Origin of the sequence: Stappia taiwanensis (assembly GCF_014635285.1) — a bacterium.
Classification (GTDB): domain Bacteria; phylum Pseudomonadota; class Alphaproteobacteria; order Rhizobiales; family Stappiaceae; genus Stappia; species Stappia taiwanensis.
In genome coordinates, this window is the sequence record NZ_BMCR01000009.1 from 128471 (window position 1) to 148424 (window position 19954).

The 19954-nt window shown below is 65.9% G+C and carries 20 protein-coding genes; 5 read left to right on the forward strand and 15 right to left on the reverse strand.

Features of this window, described 5'->3' with window-relative positions:
• Positions 1–37 precede the first annotated feature (37 nt).
• Together IEV83_RS17935 and IEV83_RS17940 are read left to right on the forward strand one after the other, a co-directional pair.
• Positions 38–382, forward strand: coding sequence for a nitrile hydratase accessory protein (locus IEV83_RS17935; RefSeq protein WP_181760615.1), 345 nt, complete (start codon positions 38–40; stop codon positions 380–382).
• 101 nt (positions 383–483) lie between these two features.
• A complete protein-coding gene (locus IEV83_RS17940; RefSeq protein ID WP_181760573.1) occupies positions 484–1392 on the forward strand; it encodes a DMT family transporter in 909 nt (302 codons plus the stop codon).
• Positions 1393–1424: 32 nt separating this feature from the next.
• Here the strand turns inward: IEV83_RS17940 and IEV83_RS17945 are convergent, their stop codons facing one another.
• Together IEV83_RS17945 and IEV83_RS17950 are read right to left on the reverse strand one after the other, a co-directional pair.
• Positions 1425–2492 (reverse strand): nickel/cobalt transporter, encoded by a 1068-nt coding sequence (locus IEV83_RS17945; RefSeq protein ID WP_181760574.1) that lies wholly within the window; start codon positions 2490–2492, stop codon positions 1425–1427.
• Between the two features lie 16 nt (positions 2493–2508).
• The gene (locus IEV83_RS17950; protein WP_181760575.1) at positions 2509–3168 is read right to left on the reverse strand and encodes a DUF1007 family protein; all 660 of its coding nucleotides are present in this window, start codon (positions 3166–3168) and stop codon (positions 2509–2511) included.
• A 313-nt stretch (positions 3169–3481) separates the two neighbouring features.
• Here IEV83_RS17950 and IEV83_RS17955 point away from each other — a divergent pair, with 313 nt between their 5' ends.
• Complete coding sequence (locus IEV83_RS17955; protein WP_181760576.1) at positions 3482–4558, forward strand: Leu/Phe/Val dehydrogenase; 1077 nt, start codon at positions 3482–3484, stop codon at positions 4556–4558.
• Between the two features lie 42 nt (positions 4559–4600).
• Here IEV83_RS17955 and IEV83_RS17960 read toward each other — a convergent pair whose 3' ends face one another.
• The 4 genes from IEV83_RS17960 to IEV83_RS17975 form a co-directional block, all read right to left on the reverse strand.
• Positions 4601–5509, reverse strand: coding sequence for a LysR family transcriptional regulator (locus tag IEV83_RS17960; RefSeq protein WP_181760577.1), 909 nt, complete (start codon positions 5507–5509; stop codon positions 4601–4603).
• A gap of 49 nt (positions 5510–5558) precedes the next feature.
• Entirely contained in the window at positions 5559–6539 is a 981-nt protein-coding gene (locus tag IEV83_RS17965) for a WD40 repeat domain-containing protein (protein WP_181760578.1), read from the reverse strand.
• Between the two features lie 6 nt (positions 6540–6545).
• On the reverse strand, positions 6546–7613 hold the full coding sequence (locus tag IEV83_RS17970) for a CobW family GTP-binding protein (RefSeq protein WP_181760579.1): 1068 nt from the start codon (positions 7611–7613) through the stop codon (positions 6546–6548).
• Positions 7614–7740: 127 nt separating this feature from the next.
• Complete coding sequence (locus IEV83_RS17975; protein WP_181760580.1) at positions 7741–8196, reverse strand: methylated-DNA--[protein]-cysteine S-methyltransferase; 456 nt, start codon at positions 8194–8196, stop codon at positions 7741–7743.
• A 148-nt stretch (positions 8197–8344) separates the two neighbouring features.
• On the opposite strand from IEV83_RS17975, the gene IEV83_RS17980 reads away from it, so the two are divergent.
• Positions 8345–9544 (forward strand): pyridoxal phosphate-dependent aminotransferase, encoded by a 1200-nt coding sequence (locus tag IEV83_RS17980; RefSeq protein ID WP_181760581.1) that lies wholly within the window; start codon positions 8345–8347, stop codon positions 9542–9544.
• A 70-nt stretch (positions 9545–9614) separates the two neighbouring features.
• Here the strand turns inward: IEV83_RS17980 and IEV83_RS17985 are convergent, their stop codons facing one another.
• The 4 genes from IEV83_RS17985 to IEV83_RS18000 form a co-directional block, all read right to left on the reverse strand.
• Positions 9615–10175 carry an AprI/Inh family metalloprotease inhibitor gene (locus IEV83_RS17985; RefSeq protein WP_181760582.1) on the reverse strand — a complete coding sequence of 187 codons (561 nt, stop codon included), beginning with the start codon at positions 10173–10175 and terminating at the stop codon, positions 9615–9617.
• Positions 10176–10232: 57 nt separating this feature from the next.
• Complete coding sequence (locus IEV83_RS17990; RefSeq protein WP_244628234.1) at positions 10233–11231, reverse strand: 2-hydroxyacid dehydrogenase; 999 nt, start codon at positions 11229–11231, stop codon at positions 10233–10235.
• Positions 11232–11283: 52 nt separating this feature from the next.
• Positions 11284–12357 carry a LacI family DNA-binding transcriptional regulator gene (locus tag IEV83_RS17995; protein WP_181760583.1) on the reverse strand — a complete coding sequence of 358 codons (1074 nt, stop codon included), beginning with the start codon at positions 12355–12357 and terminating at the stop codon, positions 11284–11286.
• Positions 12358–12478: 121 nt separating this feature from the next.
• Positions 12479–13426 carry a DMT family transporter gene (locus tag IEV83_RS18000; protein WP_181760584.1) on the reverse strand — a complete coding sequence of 316 codons (948 nt, stop codon included), beginning with the start codon at positions 13424–13426 and terminating at the stop codon, positions 12479–12481.
• Positions 13427–13629: 203 nt separating this feature from the next.
• Here IEV83_RS18000 and chrA point away from each other — a divergent pair, with 203 nt between their 5' ends.
• Positions 13630–14964 (forward strand): chromate efflux transporter, encoded by a 1335-nt coding sequence (gene chrA / locus IEV83_RS18005; protein ID WP_209003233.1) that lies wholly within the window; start codon positions 13630–13632, stop codon positions 14962–14964.
• A gap of 87 nt (positions 14965–15051) precedes the next feature.
• On the opposite strand, the gene IEV83_RS18010 is transcribed toward chrA, so the two are convergent.
• The 5 genes from IEV83_RS18010 to IEV83_RS18030 form a co-directional block, all read right to left on the reverse strand.
• Positions 15052–15534: a MarR family winged helix-turn-helix transcriptional regulator gene (locus IEV83_RS18010; RefSeq protein ID WP_181760585.1), complete on the reverse strand. Its 483-nt coding sequence runs from the start codon at positions 15532–15534 to the stop codon at positions 15052–15054.
• A 171-nt stretch (positions 15535–15705) separates the two neighbouring features.
• Positions 15706–16293 (reverse strand): NAD(P)H-dependent oxidoreductase, encoded by a 588-nt coding sequence (locus tag IEV83_RS18015; protein WP_181760586.1) that lies wholly within the window; start codon positions 16291–16293, stop codon positions 15706–15708.
• Between the two features lie 99 nt (positions 16294–16392).
• Positions 16393–17793: an FAD-binding oxidoreductase gene (locus IEV83_RS18020; protein ID WP_181760587.1), complete on the reverse strand. Its 1401-nt coding sequence runs from the start codon at positions 17791–17793 to the stop codon at positions 16393–16395.
• Positions 17793–19109, reverse strand: coding sequence for a cytosine deaminase (locus IEV83_RS18025; RefSeq protein WP_181760588.1), 1317 nt, complete (start codon positions 19107–19109; stop codon positions 17793–17795). Before IEV83_RS18025 ends, IEV83_RS18020 begins: the two co-directional genes overlap by 1 nt.
• Positions 19102–19953, reverse strand: coding sequence for an ABC transporter permease (locus IEV83_RS18030; RefSeq protein WP_245153024.1), 852 nt, complete (start codon positions 19951–19953; stop codon positions 19102–19104). The genes IEV83_RS18025 and IEV83_RS18030 overlap by 8 nt, the downstream gene beginning before the upstream one ends.
• Between the last annotated feature and the right edge of the window lies 1 nt (position 19954).

Here is a 19954-nt window from a genome sequence, read left to right on the forward strand (position 1 = left end):
CTCCGCCGCCGAACAGGTTGCCGCGCTCTTCTCCCAGATGCCGAAGAAGGGCACGGAGCCGGTGTTTCGCGAACCCTGGGAGGCGCGCGCCTTCGCCATGGCGCTCGCCCTGCACGAGAAGGGGCTATTCACCTGGTCGCAATGGGCGGAGGTGCTTTCCGCCGAGATCCGCGCCGCCCAGGCCGCCGGCGACCCCGATTGCGGCGACAGCTATTACCGGCACTGGCTGCGGGCCTTGGAGAAGATGGTCACCGGCCACCAGGTCACCTCGGCGAGCGGGATGGAAGCCCGCCGTCTTGCCTGGCAACGGGCAGCGGAGGCGACACCGCATGGCGAACCGATCGAACTGGGGCGCGATGGGGCCCCCGTTCCCCCCGCCTAGCAACCCTCGCCGCCGGCCAGGCGGCGCGGCCTTGTGTTTACGCATAGCTATATGCAACCCAAGCGCTTTTATTCAGAGAAAATACCCTTCATAATTGATTGATGACACATGATCGCCCGCTCGCCGGGATCCTTTTCATGCTCGGGTTCTGCTTCCTGGCACCGCTTGGCGACGGCATCGCCAAGATCCTTGGAGACACGATCCCGCTCGCGCTCCTGCTGCTTGTCCGCTTCGCCATCCAGACCGGGCTGTTGCTGCCGTTCGCCCTGATCAGCGGCAAGCCATTGCCCCTGTCCGGGCGCCTGCTGCAACTGACCTTCCTGCGCACCCTGCTGCAGATCCTCGGCATTGGCGCCATGTTCCTGTCCTTGCGGTACTTGCCGCTGGCCGATGCCATCGCCATTGCCTTCATCATGCCGTTCCTGCTGCTTCTGCTGGGGCGCTTCGTGCTTGGCGAGCAGGTCGGTCCGCACCGGATCGCCGCCTGCCTCATTGGCTTCATCGGCACGCTTCTGGTGATCCAGCCGAATTACGATGCGGTGGGCGCCCCGGCGCTGTTGCCACTGCTGGTGGCCGTGGTGTTCGCTCTTTACATGCTGGTGACCCGCGGCGTGGCCAAGATCGCCGATCCGATCGGCCTGCAGGCGGTCAGTGGTGCGATGGCCACCGTTCTGCTTGCCATCGCCCTTTTGTTCACCCGCGACAGCGAGGTCGCCACGCTGCGGCTGATGCTCCCGGACATGCGCGAGGCGTTGCTGCTTCTCGGCCTCGGCATTCTGGGCACCCTCGCCCATCTGATGATGACGTGGTCGCTGCGCCTGGCACCGGCCGCCACGTTGGCGCCGATGCAGTATCTGGAAATTCCCTTCGCCACGCTGATCGGCTGGGCGATCTTCCGCGACCTGCCCGATGGCACTGCCGCCTTCGGCATCGCCCTGACGATCGCCGCCGGACTTTATGTCATTCACCGGGAGCAGGCCGCCGCACGCGGGATGGTTCCAGAAACCTGAAGCCCCCTTCGTGGGCCGCCGGCGAGACGGGCCTATCCCCAGCCGACCGCCGCGACGAACAGCGTCAGCCCGATGGCGAAGACGAACAGCGCGCCGAAGCCTTCCACCGCCCGATGCAGGATCAGCGCCCGACGACCGTCGGTCAGCCGCATCGCCGCCCCCTTGGCCGTCACCGCCAGAATGGCCAGCACCGAGACGGTCATCCCCGTGCCGATTGCCATGGCAAAGGTCGCCGCCACGCCGGCCAATGCCAACCCTTGGGAAATGGCAAAGACCAGCACCACCAGCGCCCCGGTGCAGGGGCGCAGGCCCACCGCTAGGATCACCGACCAGGCGCGGGCCAGCGACATCTTGCCCTGAAGCAGGGCGGGCGGCGGTGCATGCACATGGCCGCAGCTGGAACAGACCTCGCCGGGCCCATGGTCATGATCGTGATGGGCATGATCCCCATGGTGATGATGGTGATGACCGTCATGACCGTGGTGGGAATGATCGTGATCATGGTGGTCATGGGCGACCACCGCCTGGGCACCGAGCGCGGCGGCGCGGCGCGGGCCGAACATCGGCCGCAGGATCTTGCGCCAGACGAGGAACGCCCCGAGCAGCATCACCGCCAGATAGGAGCCGATTTCAAACCAGCGTGTCGTCTCGGTGATGGCAATCGACGTCATCTTCAGAAGAACCGAGGCCACTCCGATCACCGCCACCGCCGTCACCGCCTGGGCCAGGGCCGAGGCGAAGGACAGCAGCACGCCGCGTTTCAGGGTTTCCTCATTGGCCAACACATAGGAGGAGATGATCGCCTTGCCATGTCCGGGCCCGGCCGCGTGAAAAACGCCATAGGCAAAGGACAGGGCCATCAGCCACCAACCGGCGGTGCCATCGGCCTGCATCTCCTTCAGCGCGCCGGTGAGCGCGGCATAAAACGCGCTCTGCTTCATCGCCACCCAGGCGAAAAACCCGGCGAACGGCCCGGACGGCGTCAGCGTCTGCTCCGGCAGACCAACGCCGAAGGGCGATGGCGCGGCCACGGCGGCGGTGACGCCGACGCAGACCAGAGCGGCTGCCGCCAGGAGGGAGAAGGCCTTGCGCATGGTCATGCTCCTGCTTGCACTCCTACTTGCACCCGACACTTGCCGAGTTGGACAGGGTTTCGGTGACCTGCATCAGATCCGGAGAAAGCTCGCGCTCCGTCGCCGGGATCTGCGACAGCGCCATTGCCGTGCCTTCATCGAGTTTCGGCGGCGGGGTGAAGGTCAGCGTACAGGTCGCCGGCGCATCCACCATCGAGAACGGCGTGTCGGGGGTCATCTCGAAGGCAACGAAATAGGTCGGATCAAAGACGTCAAGGGTCAGAGAGGAGGCATCGGTGATCATCTCCTGCTTGAGCGGCAAGGTGTAGAACAGGGTCAGGCGTCCCCCGTAGAAATCCAGCCAGTATTCCACCGGATCGCCAAAGGCGACCTCATCCTCGCCCTTGTAGAGGAAGGTGAAGAAATCATACTCGGCAAGGGATTCCACATTGATCTGCGCCAGTGGCTGCAGCTCCTCGCGCGACAGTGTGCCGTCCCCGTCCGCATCGAGCCCCTGCACGGCGAACGCGGTGAACGCCTCGTCGAACCGCCAGACATGGCGCACCGCCGAAAGCCGACCCGCCTCGTCGAACACGATCTCCGCGCGGGCCTCCACGAACACATGCGGATGGGCCAGCGCCTGTGTCCCAGGCACCAGGAGCGCCAACAGGGCGACGATCACCCGGGCAAAATCAAACCTCATCGACAGCCAAGCCTCCAATGTGCGAATCCACGCAATCATCCATGGTTCTCGCACCTCCGGTTTGTCCCGGCAATTCACGGCAACAGCATGGCGAAGCGACACGGTATCGCATGCAAAATCATGAATAGGGAAGAATTTCGTCAAATCCATCGCTTTGAGTAGATTTACTCCTACATCTCCAGTGAATCCCGGCAGAAAAGAGCGATATTCCACCATATCGGAGGCATATTACCCTTCATAAAATGCATCGACCGCCCGGCCAGTCGTCTCCACTACGGCCAGGTGGTACGACCGCGCTCTGGAGGAAACAGTCATGAACGCTCCGCTGTCGCGCCGGCCAACGCAAAGCGCGCCGGTTTCCCTGTTCGATCATCCCGACTTCGACAGTCATGAACAGGTGATGCACGGTTTTGACGCGGCCACCGGCCTGCGCACCGTCATCGCCATTCACGACACCCGGCTCGGGCCCGCGCTCGGCGGCTGCCGCATGTGGGCCTATGCCAATGACGCCGAGGCGGAAACCGATGCCCTGCGCCTGTCGCGCGGCATGACCTACAAGAACGCCCTCGCCGGTCTCGATCTGGGCGGCGGCAAGGCGGTGATCATCGGCGACGCGCGCACCCAGAAAACGCCGGAGCTGCTGCGCGCCTTCGGCCGCCATGTCGACCGTCTCGGCGGCCGCTACATCACCGCCGAGGATGTGGGCATGACCTGCGCGGACATGGACATCATCGCCACCCAGACCGCCCATGTGCGTGGCACCTCGGCCAACGGCCTCGGCGACCCCTCGCCCTATACCGCGCTTGGCGTCTTCACCGGCATCAAGGCGGCGCTCGCCCATCGCTTCGGATCCGACGACCTGACGGCACGCACGGTCTGTGTCCAGGGGCTCGGCCATGTGGGCATGATGGTTGCCCGCAACCTGCATGAGGCTGGCGCCAAGCTGCTGGTCGCCGACATCCACACGCCCTCGGTGGAGAAGGCCGTGTCGGAATTTTCCGCCACCGCCGTTGCCGCCGACCGCGCCCATGCCGCTGTCGCCGACGTCTTTGCCCCTTGCGCGCTTGGCGCCGGTCTCAACGACGCCACCATTCCCGAGCTCGGCGCCCCGATCGTCGCCGGCGCCGCCAACAACCAGCTTGCCGAAGCCCGCCATGGCACCATGCTGCGCGAGCGCGGCGTCCTCTACGCCCCCGACTATGCCATCAACGCCGGTGGCGCGATCTCCATTGCCCTCGCCCGCCCCGGCGGTGACGACAGCGCCGCACGCGACAAGACACTCGCCATCGGAACCACCCTTCTGGATATCTTCCAACGCGCGGATGCGCTCGATCTGTCGACCCAGGAGGTGGCCGACCAGATAGCCCGGGAACGTCTGGACGGACGCTGAGGCGCGCCTTCACGAGGCGGCGGGGCGGTTCGGGCCACCGCCTCAGCAGATCTCGCCGCGCTTGCGCTTGGCGGCGAACCAGTCTGAGAGAAAATCGACGAAGGCCCGCACCTTGCCCGACAGATGGCGCCGGTGCGGGTAGACGACATGGATCGCCTGGCCATCGTGCTGGTGGTCATGCAGCACCTCCACGAGATCGCCCGCCACCATGTCCCGGTGCACGAACAGATGCGGTGTGCGCAAGAACCCAAGGCCGCGCAGCGCCGCCGCTCGCGCCGCCTGGGCGCTGTTGACCTCGACCCGGCCGGAGACCGCCACGCTGATCCGGCCCGCCTCTCCCTTGAACTGCCAGTTGTTGCGGAACCGGTAGTTGCTGTCGATGATGCAAGGAAGCTCCGCCAGATCCTGCGGCTGGGAAGGCGTGCCATAGCGTTCGATCACCGCCGGCGTGGCGCAGATCACCCCGCGAAACGGTGCCAGCTTGCGGGCGATCAGGCTGGAATCGGTCAATTCGCTCACCCGGATCGCCACGTCGAAGCCTTCCTCGACCAGATCGACGAACCGGTCCTCCAGCCGCAGATCAACCGAGATATCCGGCTCGGCGACCAGAAAGTCCATCACCGCCTGATTGATGAAATCATCGCCCATGGAGCGCGGCGCACTGATCCTGAGCTTGCCCCGCGCCGCCTGATGGGTGTTCTGGACCGACGCCTTGAGATCGTCGATCCGGGTGAGGATATCGCTCGCCTCCTTGTAGAAGGCATGGCCGACCTCGGTCATCGAGATCTGCCGGGTGGTCCGGTTGAGCAGCCGGGCCCCCAGCTCGTCCTCCAGTTCGCCGACATATTTCGACACCAGCGCCTTGGAGCGACCGAGTTCGCGCGCGGCGGCGGAAAACCCGCCCGCATCGACCACCTTCAGGAAACAGCGCATCCTGCTCAGCGTATCCACGAATGCCTCTCCCCGATCATGGCCCGTCGCCGGCGCGCCCGCCGGCCATTCAGCCGTTCAGCGAGATCAACCCGGCCTCGCCCTCCTCGGTGCCGAACACCAGCCGCGCGCCGACGCTATCCCAAGCGAGGGTGCTGATGCCGCTGCGGCCCGGTCGGCGCAACAAGACCTCCTGCTGATCGGCGAACCGCACCGCCAGCACCATGCCGTCCTGATAACCGATGGCAATCACCTCCTCGCTCGGATGACAGGCGACCTGTGTCACGAGCTGATCGGAACGGGTGCCGAGCTGCAAGGGCTGCTGCCCCATCGGTCCGGTCTTGCCAAAAAACGGCCAGAGGATCGCCGCGTTGGCACCGGAGGTGGCGAGATAGCGTCCGCGTGCCGACCAGTCGACGGATTTCACCTTGCCCGGATAGCCGGTCATGCGCATGTCCTGACCATCCGACAGACGCCAGCCATGCAGGGCGTTTTCCGGCATGGTGGTGACCACGTATTTGCCATCCGGCGAGAACAGGACGCGGGCATGCGCCCCCTTCCAGGCAAGCTCCTGCGCCGGCGCCTGGGTGTTCACCCAATGCAGGGTGACCCCGTCGTAGCGCGCCACCGCCAGTCGCAAGCCCTTCGGTGCGAAGGCCAGCCCGCCAACCGCCCGCGCGGCCGAGAAATCGCGCAACTCGCCCGAGGACAGCCGCACATGGGCGTTTCGCCCGGAGGCGAACCCCACCGCGCCTTGCGGGCCGGCGGCGACGATGTCGATCCACTTGCGCGGCAGTTCGGCCAGGGTTTCGACAGGGCCATCGGTGGCGGTGCGCCGCACCAGGCCATCGTCGCCGCCGGTGATCAGCGCCGCGCCGTCCTGGCTGCGGCAAGCGGCCAGCAAACCGCCCTGATGCACCTCGACGGAGCGCTCCGCTCCGTCCGGGAAGAGACGCACCGTGCCATCGCCAAGGGCAAAGGCCGGCGTTTGCCCGAGAAAACCGGCGGCAACGACGAAGCCGCCGAACTCATAAGGAGCCAGTGTCAACATCCCCGCTCAGGCCTCGCACGCCTTGAAGCCGGTCTCCAGCGCGGCGAAATCGAGATCCCGGCCGATCACCACCAACCGGCTTTCGCGCGCCTCATCCGCCTTCCAGTCGCGCTGATGATCCCCTTCCAGGATCATGTGCACCCCTTGCACCACATAGCGCTGCGGATCGTCGCGGAAGGCCATGATGCCCTTCAGCCGCAGAATGTTCGGCCCCTGCACCTGGCTGACATTGCCGATCCACTGGAAGAACACCTGCGGGTCGAGTTCGCCGGCGGTGATCGACACGCTCTTCACCGCATGAGGCGCGTCATGCGCATGATCGTGATCGTGATCATGGTCATGATGGTGGTGCCCGTGGTCATGATCGTGCCCGTGATCGTGATCGCAGTCCGGGCCGCATTCATGCGCGTGTTCGGCCGGCTCCAGGAAATGCGGGTCGAGCGACAGCACCCGGTCCAGATCGAACGCGCCCCGGTTCAGCACCGCGTCAAGCGCGATGGAGCAGCGTTCGGTCCGGTGCAGCCGGGCATAAGGGTTGATCGACTGGATCCGCGCCTCCACCGCCGCAAGCTCGGCGGCGGTGACCAGATCGGTCTTGTTGAGCAGCACCACATCGGCGAAGGCAATCTGGTCCTCCGCCTCCGCCGTGTCGGCAAGGCGCTGCAGCACGTGCCGGCAATCGACCACCGCGACCACCGCATCGAGCTTGGCCTTGTCGCGCACATCGTCATCCATGAAGAACGTCTGCGCCACCGGCGCCGGATCGGCAACGCCGGTGGTTTCCACCACGATGGCGTCAAAGCTGCCCTTGCGCTTCATCAGGTTCTCGACGGTGCGGATCAGGTCGCCGCGCACGGTGCAGCAGATGCAGCCGTTGTTCATCTCGAAGATTTCCTCGTCGGATTCCACGAGGAGATCGTTGTCGATGCCGATTTCGCCGAATTCATTGACGATCACCGCATAGCGGGTGCCGTGATTCTCGCTGAGAATGCGGTTGAGCAAGGTGGTCTTGCCGGCACCGAGATAGCCGGTCAGCACCGTTACGGGGATTTTACCGTCGTTTGCAGTCGTCATCGAACCTGAAGCCTTTTCGGTCAGCCGGGGCCGGCGCCGGTTCAAGACGAACCGCACCGGGAAGATATCTTGTGCCGCACTATAGCGTTTTGCCAGCCCTGGCAAAGGGGCGCGCCGGGCCGGGGATCTACAGCAGGAAGGGATAGCCCCCTTCATGCCGCAGCAGGGCGATCTTGGTGTCCGTCCCGCCGTCACCCGAATAGCCGCCAAGACCATTGGCCGACAACACCCGGTGGCAGGGAATGATGATCGGGATGGGGTTTGCGCCGCAGGCGCGGCCCACCGGCTGTCCGTAGCTGCCAAGCTCCCGGGCGATCTCGCCATAGCTGCGGGTCTCACCATAGGGGATCGCCAGCATGGCCGCGTGCACCTGTTGCTGGAACGCACCGCCCGCCGGCGCCAGCGGCAGGTCGAACTCCCTCAGCGTGCCGGCGAAATAGCGCTCCAGCTGCGATAGCGCCGCCTCCAGCAGCGGCGAGGACCTGCCCTCCCCGGTCCGCTCCCAACCAAGCCGGACGATGGCCCCGTCCCGTGCCTCGACTTCCAGCAAACCGACCGATGTCTCAAGATGGGCAACTGGCATGGCATCCTCGTTCCGCCGCCGGGCGCGGTCAGCATAGGCCCCATCCGGACGGCCTGTCGATTGCCAGGCGCTTTCCTTCCGCTCTTCGGCACCGTAACAAGGGGCAAACAAGCGCACAGCGCGAAAAGCCGCCAAGGGAGGAGAACGGATGCTCACAACCATCGAAGGGTTCGACAGGATTGGCGAGGAAAACGCCTTCGCCGTGCTGGCCCGGGCGACCCGGCTTGCCGATGAGGGCCGCGACATCATCAATCTCGGCATCGGTCAGCCCGATTTCCGCACCCCCGAACACATCGTCGAGGCCGCCATCAAGGCGCTGCGCGACGGCCATCACGGCTATACGCCAGCCACCGGCATCCTGCCGCTGCGCGAGGCGGTGGCCGCCGATATCGCCCGGCGCACCGGCGCCGAGGCATCGCCCGAGAACGTCATGATCGTACCCGGCGGCAAGGTCACCATGTTCATGGCAATCCTGATGTTCGGGGCCCCAGGCGTCGATATCCTCTACCCCGACCCGGGTTTTCCCATCTACCGCTCGATGATCGAGTTCACCGGCGCCCGGCCCGTGCCGGTGCCGATCCGCGAGAGCAACGACTTTACCTTTTCCGCAGAGGAAACCCTTGAACTGCTGACACCGCAAACCCGGCTGCTGATCCTCAATTCGCCGGCCAACCCGACCGGCGGCGTCACCCCGCGCGCCGAGATCGAAAAGCTCGTCGCCGGCCTTGCGGACAGGCCGGACATCGCCATTCTCTCCGATGAGATCTACGGTCAGATGACCTATGACGGGGCGGAACACTGCTCGCTGATGGGCTTTGAGGCCCTGCGCGACCGGCTGATCCTGCTCGATGGCTGGTCCAAGACCTATGCCATGACCGGCTGGCGCCTGGGCTACGCGGTCTGGCCGGAGCAGTTGATCGACAAGGCGCGCAAGCTGGCGGTCAATGCCTGGTCCTGCGTCAACGCCCCGGCGCAATTCGCCGGGCTGGCGGCGCTGACCGGACCGCAGGACGCGGTCCGTGACATGATGCGCGAATTCGATATGCGGCGGAAGCTGGTGGTCGAGGGGCTGAACGCCCTGCCCGGGGTCAGCGCCCGTACACCGATGGGCGCGTTCTACGCCTTCCCGAACATTTCAGCGACCGGCTGGCAGGCAAAGCCCCTGGCCAGCGCCCTTTTGGAGGAAGCCGGCGTGGCGGTGATCGGCGGCCCGGATTTCGGCACGCTCGGCGAGGGGTATATCCGCCTCTCCTACGCCAATTCAGCGGAGAACATCGCCCGGGCGCTCACGCGGATGAAGCTGTTTCTTGAAGAGCCCCAGGGCACTGCGGCCGCCACCGGCCGATAGCTGGCACCAGCCACGAGGAGGAGGCCGGCTCTGGCCGGCCGGCCTGTGACGAACGTCCTGAAGATCCGCGTCAGCGCACGGTCGGGATCAGCGCGGAGACGGCGACGGTGGTCTCCGGGATCAGCGTCAGGAACACGCCCGACGGCTCGACCGAGACAAGCCCCTCGCTTTCACCCACATCGAAGGCCGCGAGCATTGCGCCCGTGTCATCGACAAGGGCAAGGCCGCCCTCGCGCATCGCCGTCCAGCCGGCAACCGCCGCAGCCCCGGAAAACAGCACCCGGCAGTCGTCCGCCCGTGCGGAGAAAACTCCGGCAGGACCGGCTGCGGCCGGCCGTGCGCCCAGAACCAGCGTACAATTGGCGCCGGACACCTCGTCGACCAGTTGCCAGTTGCCGGACACCGTGCGCGCCAGCGGCTCCGCCCCGGTGATACCGGTTCCGAAGAACAACAGCGCGAACAGCGCCCAGGACACCAAGACGCCGATCTGATTGAACTGCTTGCCCATGATCTCGCTCCTTGCTCGGCCGGCGATCTGCCGGCACATGGGAGCCTGGCGGCCCGGCTTCCGGTCGAAGGGCGCGCGGGCTTTCATCGCCGCACGCCACCAGAAGTCATCAGAATTGGCCACCTGCCTGCACGCAGTATGCGAGAAGGGCGTTAACGCATCGTTAAGGATAAAAATTCGTTAAGACGGCCCTGTAACAGTTACAGGCGTCTGCGGTACTGGGGTCTCCGGCACTGGGGTCAGGGGGCGTCCATCCGCGAACCAACTCGTCAGATTGTCGACCACCAGTTGCCCCATCCCGTCGCGGGTGTGTTGCGAGGCCGACCCGACATGCGGCAGCAGCACCACATTCTCCATGCCGATCAGGGCCTCAGGCACCATCGGTTCATGCTCGAACACATCGAGCCCGGCAGCCAGGATCGTCCCTGCCTTCAGCGCCTCGATCAGCGCCGCCTCGTCGATCACCGTGCCCCGGCCGATGTTGATGACAATCCCCTCCGGGCCAAGCGCCTTGAGGATCTTGGCATCGATCAGATGCCGGGTTTCCGCCCCGCCCGGCGCCACCACCATCAACGTGTCGCAGGCGGCCGCCAGCCCCTCCAGCGTCTCGAAATAGGGATAGGCCACATCCTCCTGCCGGCGGCGGCCGTGATACATGACCTTCAGGCCGAAGGCCTCGGCCCGCCGGGCGATCGCCTTGCCGATCCGGCCAAGGCCGAGGATGCCGAGCGTGCGCCCACGCAAGGTGGTCCGGGTCAGCGGATAGGCCCCGTCCCGTGCCCAGCGTCCGGCCCGCAGCCACCGTTCCGAGGCGGACAACTCCCGCGCGGTCATCAAGAGAAGACCCAGTGCGGTATCGGCCACCTCCTCTGTCAACACATCCGGCGTGTTGGTGACGACAATGCCGCGCTCGGCGCAACAGGCAACGTCAACGGAATCGTAGCCGACGCCGAAATTGGCGACGATCTCCAGCGCAGGCAGCCGCTGCAGCAGCTCCGGGCCGACCGGCGCATGGGCCCCGGAGGCGACACCGCGCACCCGCGACAAGGCCTCATCACTGGCATCGGAGCCCGACACCAAGGTGAACCGCTCCCGCAGCTGCCGCTCCACCACCGCCGGCATGCGGCCCACCATCAGGATTTCCACCGCCGACATCACGCCATCTCCCTCACTGTCCATCTTGTCCGCAGTCTCCCATGCCCCTCAGCTCGCCCCTGTCACTCCGGCCCAATCACTCCGGCCTGTCCCCTGTCGTCAGGGGCGGCGGCGAGCTTTCCCGGACCCTCAGTTCCGGCGCGATCAGCAGCCGCGCCGCGCCCACCTTCTCCCCGGCGATCTGCCGCAGGATCAGATCCGCCGCCCGGCGTCCGATCTCGTCCGGGCAGTTCCACACGGAGGTCAGCGCCGGCGTGCGGGTTGCGGCCCCGTCCGTGTCGTCATAGCCGACAATCGCCATGTCCCGTCCCGGCTCGACGCCGGCCCGGCGCAGCGCCGAGAGCATGCCGAGCGCCAACAGGTCGTTGAAGCCGAACACCGCCGTGGGCCGGGGCCGGGCGGCCAGCAGGCGCGGCACCGCATCGCGGCCATCGGACTGGGTCATCAGTTCCGGCAGGTCCAGCTGTGCCGCAGGGTCGATCCCTGCCGCCTCCAGCGCCTGCCGCCAGCCGAGATTGCGGTCGCGACCGGCAGAGCTTTGCCGCCGCCCGCCGACCATGGCGATATGGCGATGGCCACGGGCAATCAGGTGTTCGGTCAGAGCCCGGGCACCGGCCACATCGTCACCGCGCACCACCGGCACCTCGGCACCTTCCACATCGCGGCAGATCAGCGTCACCGGAATGCCGGACCGGGCGATGGCGTTGATTTCCTCCGCCGTGGTTCCGACCGAGGCGCACAGCACCAGCCCGTCGATCCGGTGCTGCAACAGGCTGTCGACGAAATTGCGCTGGCGGGTCGCATCGTCCCGGTGATTGCAGATCAAAACCACCTGATGTTCCCGCTCCAGTTCGTCTTCCAGGGCGCGGAACACCTCGGCGAAATAGGGGTTGAGAATATCGTGGACGGCGATGCCGATCATGTTGGACCGCGCCGTGCGCAGCGCCGCCGCCGACCGGTTGTAGATGTAACCGACCTCGATGGCGTGGCGCTTGATCCGCTTGCGCGTCTCCCCCGCGACCAGCGGCGAATCCCGCAAGGCCAGCGACACGGTCGCGGTCGAGACATCGAGCTCGGCGGCCAGATCGCCAAGGGTCAGCCGACGCGCGCGCCGCTTGCGGTCCGCCTCCCGGGCGGTCCCTTCAGACATCGGCGGTGTCTTCCTGCTCACGCTGCGACCTCTCGCTGACAACACCTGAACGGTCGCGTCGAACAGCGGCTGGAACAGGCGCCGCCCACCATACCGCCCCCGATCTGGACTGGCGACCGTTTCATGTCTCCGTCCGCCCGGCGCTGGCCGCATCCGGATCCGTGCCACCCACCCGGCGTTCGCGATAGAGAATGTAGAGGCCGGAGGCAATCACCACCGAGGCCCCGACCACCGTCCAGGCACCGGGCACATCGGCAAAGATCAGGTAGCCTAGCGCGACCATCCACAGGATCTGGACATACATGAACGGGGCCAGCACCGGCGCCGGCGCCACCACATGCGCGCGGATCAGGGCGAAATGACCGATCCCGCCCCAGGCACCGGTCGACAGCAGCAACAGCCAGGTCGTCAGATCCGGCGGCGCCACCCAGACGTCGACAGCGACTGGCGTGATCGCAAGGCTCGCCACCACGGCGGAGATCAGCAGCATCCCCACCGGCGAATCGGTTTGCGCCAGCATCCGTGTGGTCAGAGCGTAAAGCGCGTAGCAGACCATCGAACAGACCGACAGCAGCGCCGCCCAATGCATCCCGCCAAAGCCGGGGCGGGTCACGATCAGGACGCCAATGAAGCCGACGATGATCGCCAGCCAGCGCCTGAGCCCCGCCCATTCATTGAGCAGCGGCCCGGCCAGCGCCGTGACAACGAAGGGGGCGGCGAACATGATCGAGATGGTTTCCGCCAATTGCAGATAGCGGACGGCGAAAAAGTTGAACACCGTGGTGCCGAGCAGCAAGAGCGAGCGCAGGATCTGCAATCCCCATCGCCGGCTGTGCAGCACCTGTGGTGTGCGCCAGATGCGGAACAACAGCACCGCATAGACCACATGGGTGGCGAACCGGGTCCAGACGATCTGCTCCGCCGGCAAGGTCGCCCCGAGGTACTTGGCCGTCGCGTCGAGCACCGAGAAACAGAAGAAGGCAAAGGAAATCAGCGCAATCCCGAGCAGACGCTCGCGCACTTCCGGCGATCCCGCCGCAGCATCACGGCGAAAGAAACGGGTACTCATGGCAGATCACCATCTTGGCGGGGCTGGGCCGGACGACCCGGGAGGCAGGCTGCCAGTGTCAGACAGCATGTGTCCGGAGCGCGACCGCGCGCGAATATCCCCTCTTACCCTTTTCCGGCGGGAAAGTCGCTTGCCGTCATCAAACTGATCGGCAAAGCCTTTATGGGCGCAAGTTTGAACAGATCCGCGAGAGTGACCATCAGATGACCGGAAGCCCCGAGATGCAACACGCCGGCAAGGCCGAGGCCCTCGGCCCGTTGGCGCGGCGGGCGCTGCGCATCGGTCTTCTGTCTTTCGGCGGCCCCGCCGCGCAGATTGCCCTGTTGCACCGGGAATATGTGGCCGACGGCAAGGCCGTCTCGGAAGAGCGTTTCCTGAACGCGCTCAATGTCTGCATGATCCTGCCCGGTCCCGAAGCGCAGCAGCTCGCCACCTATTGCGGCTGGATCGTCGCCGGCACGCGCGGCGCCATCATCTCCGGCCTGTTGTTCATCCTGCCCGGCGCCCTGGCCATGCTGGCCCTGTCCGCGCTCTACGTCACTCATGGCGAAACCCCGGTGGTGGAGAGCCTGTTTTTCGGCATCAAAGCCGGCGTTCTCGCCATCGTCCTGCAAGCGCTCCTGCGCCTCGCGGGCCGCGCCCTCACCACCGCCAGTGCCTCAGGAATCGCGCTTTGCGCTTTCCTCGCCCTTTACTTCTTCGCCCTGCCGTTTCCGCTGGTGATCGCCGCCGCCGCGCTGGCCGGCACCCTGTTCGGTCGCGGCCGCCGCCGGTCCGCGCCCGCTGCTCCGCAAGAAAGTCCACCGGCGAGCCGGGCGCCCGGCTGGCGACGGACCGCAGCCCGGCTGGCGATCGGTATCGGCCTCTGGAGCGCCCCCGCAGGTCTCGTCCTGATGGCCCTGCCGGAGCATATCCTGCTCGACATCGCCGGCTTCTTCTCGCTGATGGCGGTGGTCAGTTTCGGCGGCGCCTATGCGCTGCTCAGCTACATGGCCCAGGTGGCGGTCGAAACCCATGGCTGGCTCACCGCCGGACAAATGCTCGACGGTCTCGGCCTTGCCGAAACCACGCCGGGTCCGCTGATTCTCGTGACCCAGTTCGTCGGCTTTCTCGGCGGCTATGGTCAGCCGGCGCCGTTCCCGCCGGCCATCGGCGGCCTCCTCGGCGCGATGATGACCACCTGGGTCACCTTCGCCCCCAGCTTTCTGGCGATCCTCGTCGGCGCCCCTTACATGGAACGGCTGCGCAGCATCGCCTGGCTGTCGGATGCCCTGTCCGGCATCACCGCCGCGGTGGTCGGCACCATCCTCAACCTGTCCCTGTGGTTCGCGATCAACGTGCTCTTCACGCAAACCACCCGCATCGACAGCGGATGGCTCGACACATCCCTGCCCGTTCCCGCCAGCCTCGACCCGTTGGCCGCAGTGCTGGCACTGCTCGCCGGAGTGCTCTTGTTCGTGCTGAAACGCGGTGTCGCGGAAGTGGTCATCCTTGCCGCACTGGCCGGCATCGCCGCCCGTGCCGCCGGCCTCGGCTAGATCTTCAGGTAAGTGACAACCGCAAGACAAGGGAAAGAAGGCCCGGCGTCCCCTCCAGGCCCCGTACGTCGCGAACACCCCCGCGTCTCAACTGGCGACGGGGGGCTCTTCCAGATCCTCGATCTCCGGGTCCTCGCCAACGCGCGCGCCCAGATTGCGCTCCACCTGCCGCAAGAGCTTGCGCAGCTTCTTGCGGTCCTTGTCATCGAGCCCGACCAGTGCTTCCCGCTCCAGCCGTTTCCAGGACTTGTCGATGATCTCGACCCGTGCCCGTCCCTCCTCGGTGAGGAACACCCGGGAGAGCCGCCCGTCGGTCTCGGAGGCGGCCCGGCGCAACAACCCTTGCGCCGACAGCCGGGTCACCATCTTGGTCACCGTCGGCGGCTGAACGCAGAGAACCGCCGCGAGCTGGCTCATGGTCTGCCCGTCATTGTCGGACAGAATCTTGAGAACCGCTTCCTGCCCCGGATGCAAGCCGATCCGGGCGAGGTGGGTGCCGGCGCGCGAACGATGGGCCTTGGCGGTTTGCGCCAGACGAAACGTCACGCTTTTCTTGTAATTGAACGCCATGGTGCACTTTCTAATGCCGGCAAATGAACCCTTTGTGACATTGCCACCGGACGACGCGACGTCCGCGAAAGCGCCTGATCGCCGGATGCGACAAGTGTGCCCTGTTCATTCTTGCGAGGCAAAACACTTTCCGGAGATGCCGGCTCATTTTCCCCTACGGCCCGCGCGCCGCTAGAGCTTTTCCAGCTGTCGTTCGACGGCTTTCAAGAAACGAACCCGGCTATCCTGCGTCGAGCTGTCCATGTTGTAGTGCGCCAGATAGCGCGTCTTGCAGCGCGGCGCGCACAGGGCGCGAATACCGCGCAGGATGGTCCTGCGGCCGGGCTGCCCCATCAGCCAGGACACCAGCCACGACGCCCCGCAGGTGGTGACCACCGCGATCTTGCGGATGTGCTGCATGCGCGGCTGCATGCCGCGTGCGGCAGTCGGGATATCGAAGGTGACATGCGGCACCCAGACCCGGTCGAGATACCCTTTCAGCATCGCCGGCAGGCCGAACCACCAGGTCGGATAGACGAACACCAGCGCCTCGGCCCAGAGGATGTCCTCCACATGGCGCGCCACCGGCGTGCGGTTGACCTCCTCGTCGTGATACCGCCGCCATTCCGGCTCCGACATCACCGGGTCGAAGCCCTCGCGGTAGAGGTCTGTGACGCGCAACTCATGCCCGCCGCGCTCCAGCGCCCCCCGCGCCGCCGCGCACAGCGCCGCGCCATAGCTTTCCCCGCATGGATGGCAATGGATCAGCAGAACCCGCATCAAGACGTCCTCGTCGCACCCCGGAGGCCGCCCGGGCGGGCGCCCCTCTCCCGCGCCGGCTGCAGGCCCCCGCTCGCCCCCGGCAAAACGCTCGCCGACCTACCGGGCCAGGCCGGGAAACAGGTACGTCTGGTCGCTGCTGAAATCGAAATCAGGATTTTCCCAGGCAATCATCTTGCCCGGATTGAGCAGCCCCTTCGGATCGGCCTCTTTCTTGAAGGCCAATTGCACCGCATCGGTCTGCTTCATGCCGCCCTCTTCCAGCGTGTAGCAGTGCGGGTTGAACACCGGACAGCCCCGGTCCTCGTGGATGCGGATGATCTCCTCAAGCCTGTCCTCGGAGGAATACCGGATGATCGGCAGGCCGAAACAGGTGTTGCGGCCATCGAAGCGCACGAATTCCAGATGCGCAGGCGCCTCGTCGCCAAGCAGCTCGGCCAGATGCACCGCCTTTTCCACATGGTCGGGGAACGGGTAGAGCACCTGCAGATAGGTGAGGGTCGGGTCGACCCGCAGACCGCGCAAGGTGGTGTGGTTCCACGCCAGCTCATACACCGGCGGCAGCCCCTGTTTGTCCTCATCGCTGGCGAGGTCCGAACGATAGAGGATCTCCACGCCGCCAAACCGGCTGGCGAAGGCTGAAAACGCATCCATCGCGAAAGGCGCCACCATCAGCGCGCAAACCGACTGATCCCGGCGGATGAACTTCTGATGCCGGAGGAAATAGTCATGCGGCACCGGCGCGGCGATCGGCGCGATCTCCTTCAGCAACAGCCCGTCCTGATTGGCAAGCGCGTCAGCGAAACGGGCCGCCTCGGCGAAACTGTCGAAACCGGTCAGCACATCGACCCAGTCATAGGCCGCGGTCAGCGGCATTGTCACCTCGGTGATCACCCCGTTGGTACCATAGGCATGGCTGACCTTGTGCAGATCCGCGCCGGACAGCTCCAGAATGCGCGGCTCCGCCTCCATCGTCACCACCCGCAACCGCAGGATATTGCCGAAATCGCGCAAGCCGCCCCAGTTGATCGAACCGACACCGCCGGACCCGCCGGCGACGAAACCACCGATGGTCGCGGTCCGATAGGTCGAAGGATGCAGACGCAATTCCTGACCGCTCGGCCGGGCCGCATCGTCGATCGTCGACATGATCGCCCCGGCCTCGGCCCGCACCACACCGGTGGAGACCTCCAGCACCTTGTTCATGTCCGCCAGATTGAGCACCACACCGCCGGACAGCGGCATGGCCTGACCGTAGTTGCCGGTGCCGGCCCCACGGGTCGTCACCGGAACATCATGGGCGTAGCAGGCACGCAGCACCCGTATCACCTCCGCCTCGCTCGTCACGGTCACGACGATATCGGCGCACACCTCGTCGAGCTGCCGCTTCAGCACCGGCGAGTACCAAAAGAAATCGCGGCTCTTCTGTCGGACGATCTGCGGATTGTCTTCGATCGCCAGACCTTCAAGGTCCGCCTTCAGCGCGGCAAGATCATTCATCACAAACGCTCCATCAGATCATCGAGTTCACGATAGTCGGGCAAGGCCCGCTCGATGGCCCGCCCGCCGCGCAGCACCGTGCGCGGCCCGCTGGGCCTGGCGACCAGTTCATTCCAGTTGCGCGCCCGGAACACCACAAGATCGGCCCGCCCGCCCGGGTCGAGACGGCCCTGGGAGGCATCGCCGAGCATCCACGCCGGCGCCTGCGTGACCACATCGATCCAGTCCCCCACCGGATGATCGAGATGGAGGATGCGGGTCGCTTGGGAAAACAGTTCCACCATGTCGAGATCGCCATAGGCATAGAACGGATCGCGGGTATTATCGGAGGCAACAGCCACCGGAATGCCCCGCGCCTTCATCTCATGCAGCAGGGTGACACCGCGCCAGCGCGGCGTACGCCCGGCCTTCCGGTCCATAAGATACATATTGCACATCGGCAGGCTGACAACGCCGAGACCGGCGCGCGCAACCAGATCCAGCGTTCTGTCGACCTCATCGGCGTCCTGCCGCGCCAGTGAACAGCAATGACCGCAGACAATGCGTCCCTCGAACCGGTTGCGCAGCGCCGCTTCAGCGATCAGCCGCAGTGACCGCGCGCCCGGATCCCCCGTCTCGTCCACATGGAAATCGAGGTCCAGCCCGCGCTCCGCCGCAGCCTGGAACAGGCTGTCCAGATGCCCCTCCAACCCATCGATCATGTAGGTCACGGCCCCGAGCACACCGCCCGCCTCCGCCACCCGGTCGGCGATGCGCGGCAGGAAGCCAGGCGTGTTCAGAAGATCCACCCCATAAAGCGCCGCCCCCTGCAACTCGATGCGGTCGGCCCAGTCCCGGCGCAGCTCGCGAAACACCGGCCAGGTGATCTCGTCCTGCGGCGACACGCTGTCGATATGGGTGCGGATCATCACCGTGCCATGAGCATGGGCGCAGCGCAGCGCGAACTCCATCCGGCGGCGCAGATCCTCCGCCGACCAATGGGCGGCCCGGTCCGTGGCGACGGCGGCGAGCGCCCCGTCAAAGGTGCCGTCCGGATTGGGCTTGCGCGGCCAGATGTGCCCCTTGTCGAGATGGGTGTGCATGTCGATGAACCCGGGCAGTACGAGTCCGCCGTCGAGTTCGCTTTCCGGCAGCCCCTGGCCGCGCAGGACACCGCAGGGCGACACCGCCGCGATCCCACCATTCTCGATCAGGATATCCGCCCGCCCGAGACCATCGCCCACATGGTCCAGCCCGCCGGCGGTCAAGGCGCCGGGCAGGGTCGCGTTGACGAGCAGGTAGCGTTCCTGCTCAGGCGGAGAAATTGCTTCAGCCATCACGTTTCACCGCACTTTCATGCCAATTGCGCAGCAGGAGATGGGTCACCAGGCTCAACACGGCGAAGATAATGATACCGGTCAGCGAGATCAGCAGGATCGCGGCGAACATGCGCGGAATGTTGAGCCGGTAGCTGGCCTCCAGGATCTTGAAAGCGAGGCCGGAGCCGACCCCGCCGGTGCCGGCGACGAACTCGGCGACGATCGCGCCGATCAGCGACAGGCCGCCGGCGATCCTCAGCCCGCCGAGAAAATAGGGCAGCGCCGCCGGCAGCCGCAGATAGCGCAGGGTCTGCCAGCGGGTCGCGCCGTAGAGCTGGAACAGGTTGCGCAGATTGTGATCGGCGGAATTCAGCCCCAATGTGGTGTTCGACAGGATCGGGAAGAAGGCGACGATCCAGGCGCAGATCAACAGCCCGATGATCTTCGAGGGCACATAGATGAAGATCAGCGGCGCGATGACGATCACCGGTGTCACCTGCAGGATCACCGCATAGGGAAAGAACGACATCTCCACCCATTTCGACTGGGCGAACAGGACCGCGAGGCCAACGCCGCCGATGGTGGCGACCACCAGCGCGCCGAGGGTGATCTGCAACGTGACCAGCAACGCCGGCCAGAGCAGCGGCCAGTCGCGCACCAGCGCATCGACGACCCGGTCCGGACCGGGCAGGATGTAATGCGGCACCTTGTAGGCCACCACGTACCATTGCCACAGGGCGATGGTCGCGGCCATCACCACCACCGGCAACAGCCACCGCGCCCACCGTTCGATCCTTGCGCGGCGGGCCTTGCGGCGTTCGGCGACATCGAGCCCGGGCGCCTGCCCGGACAGGCCTGTCAGA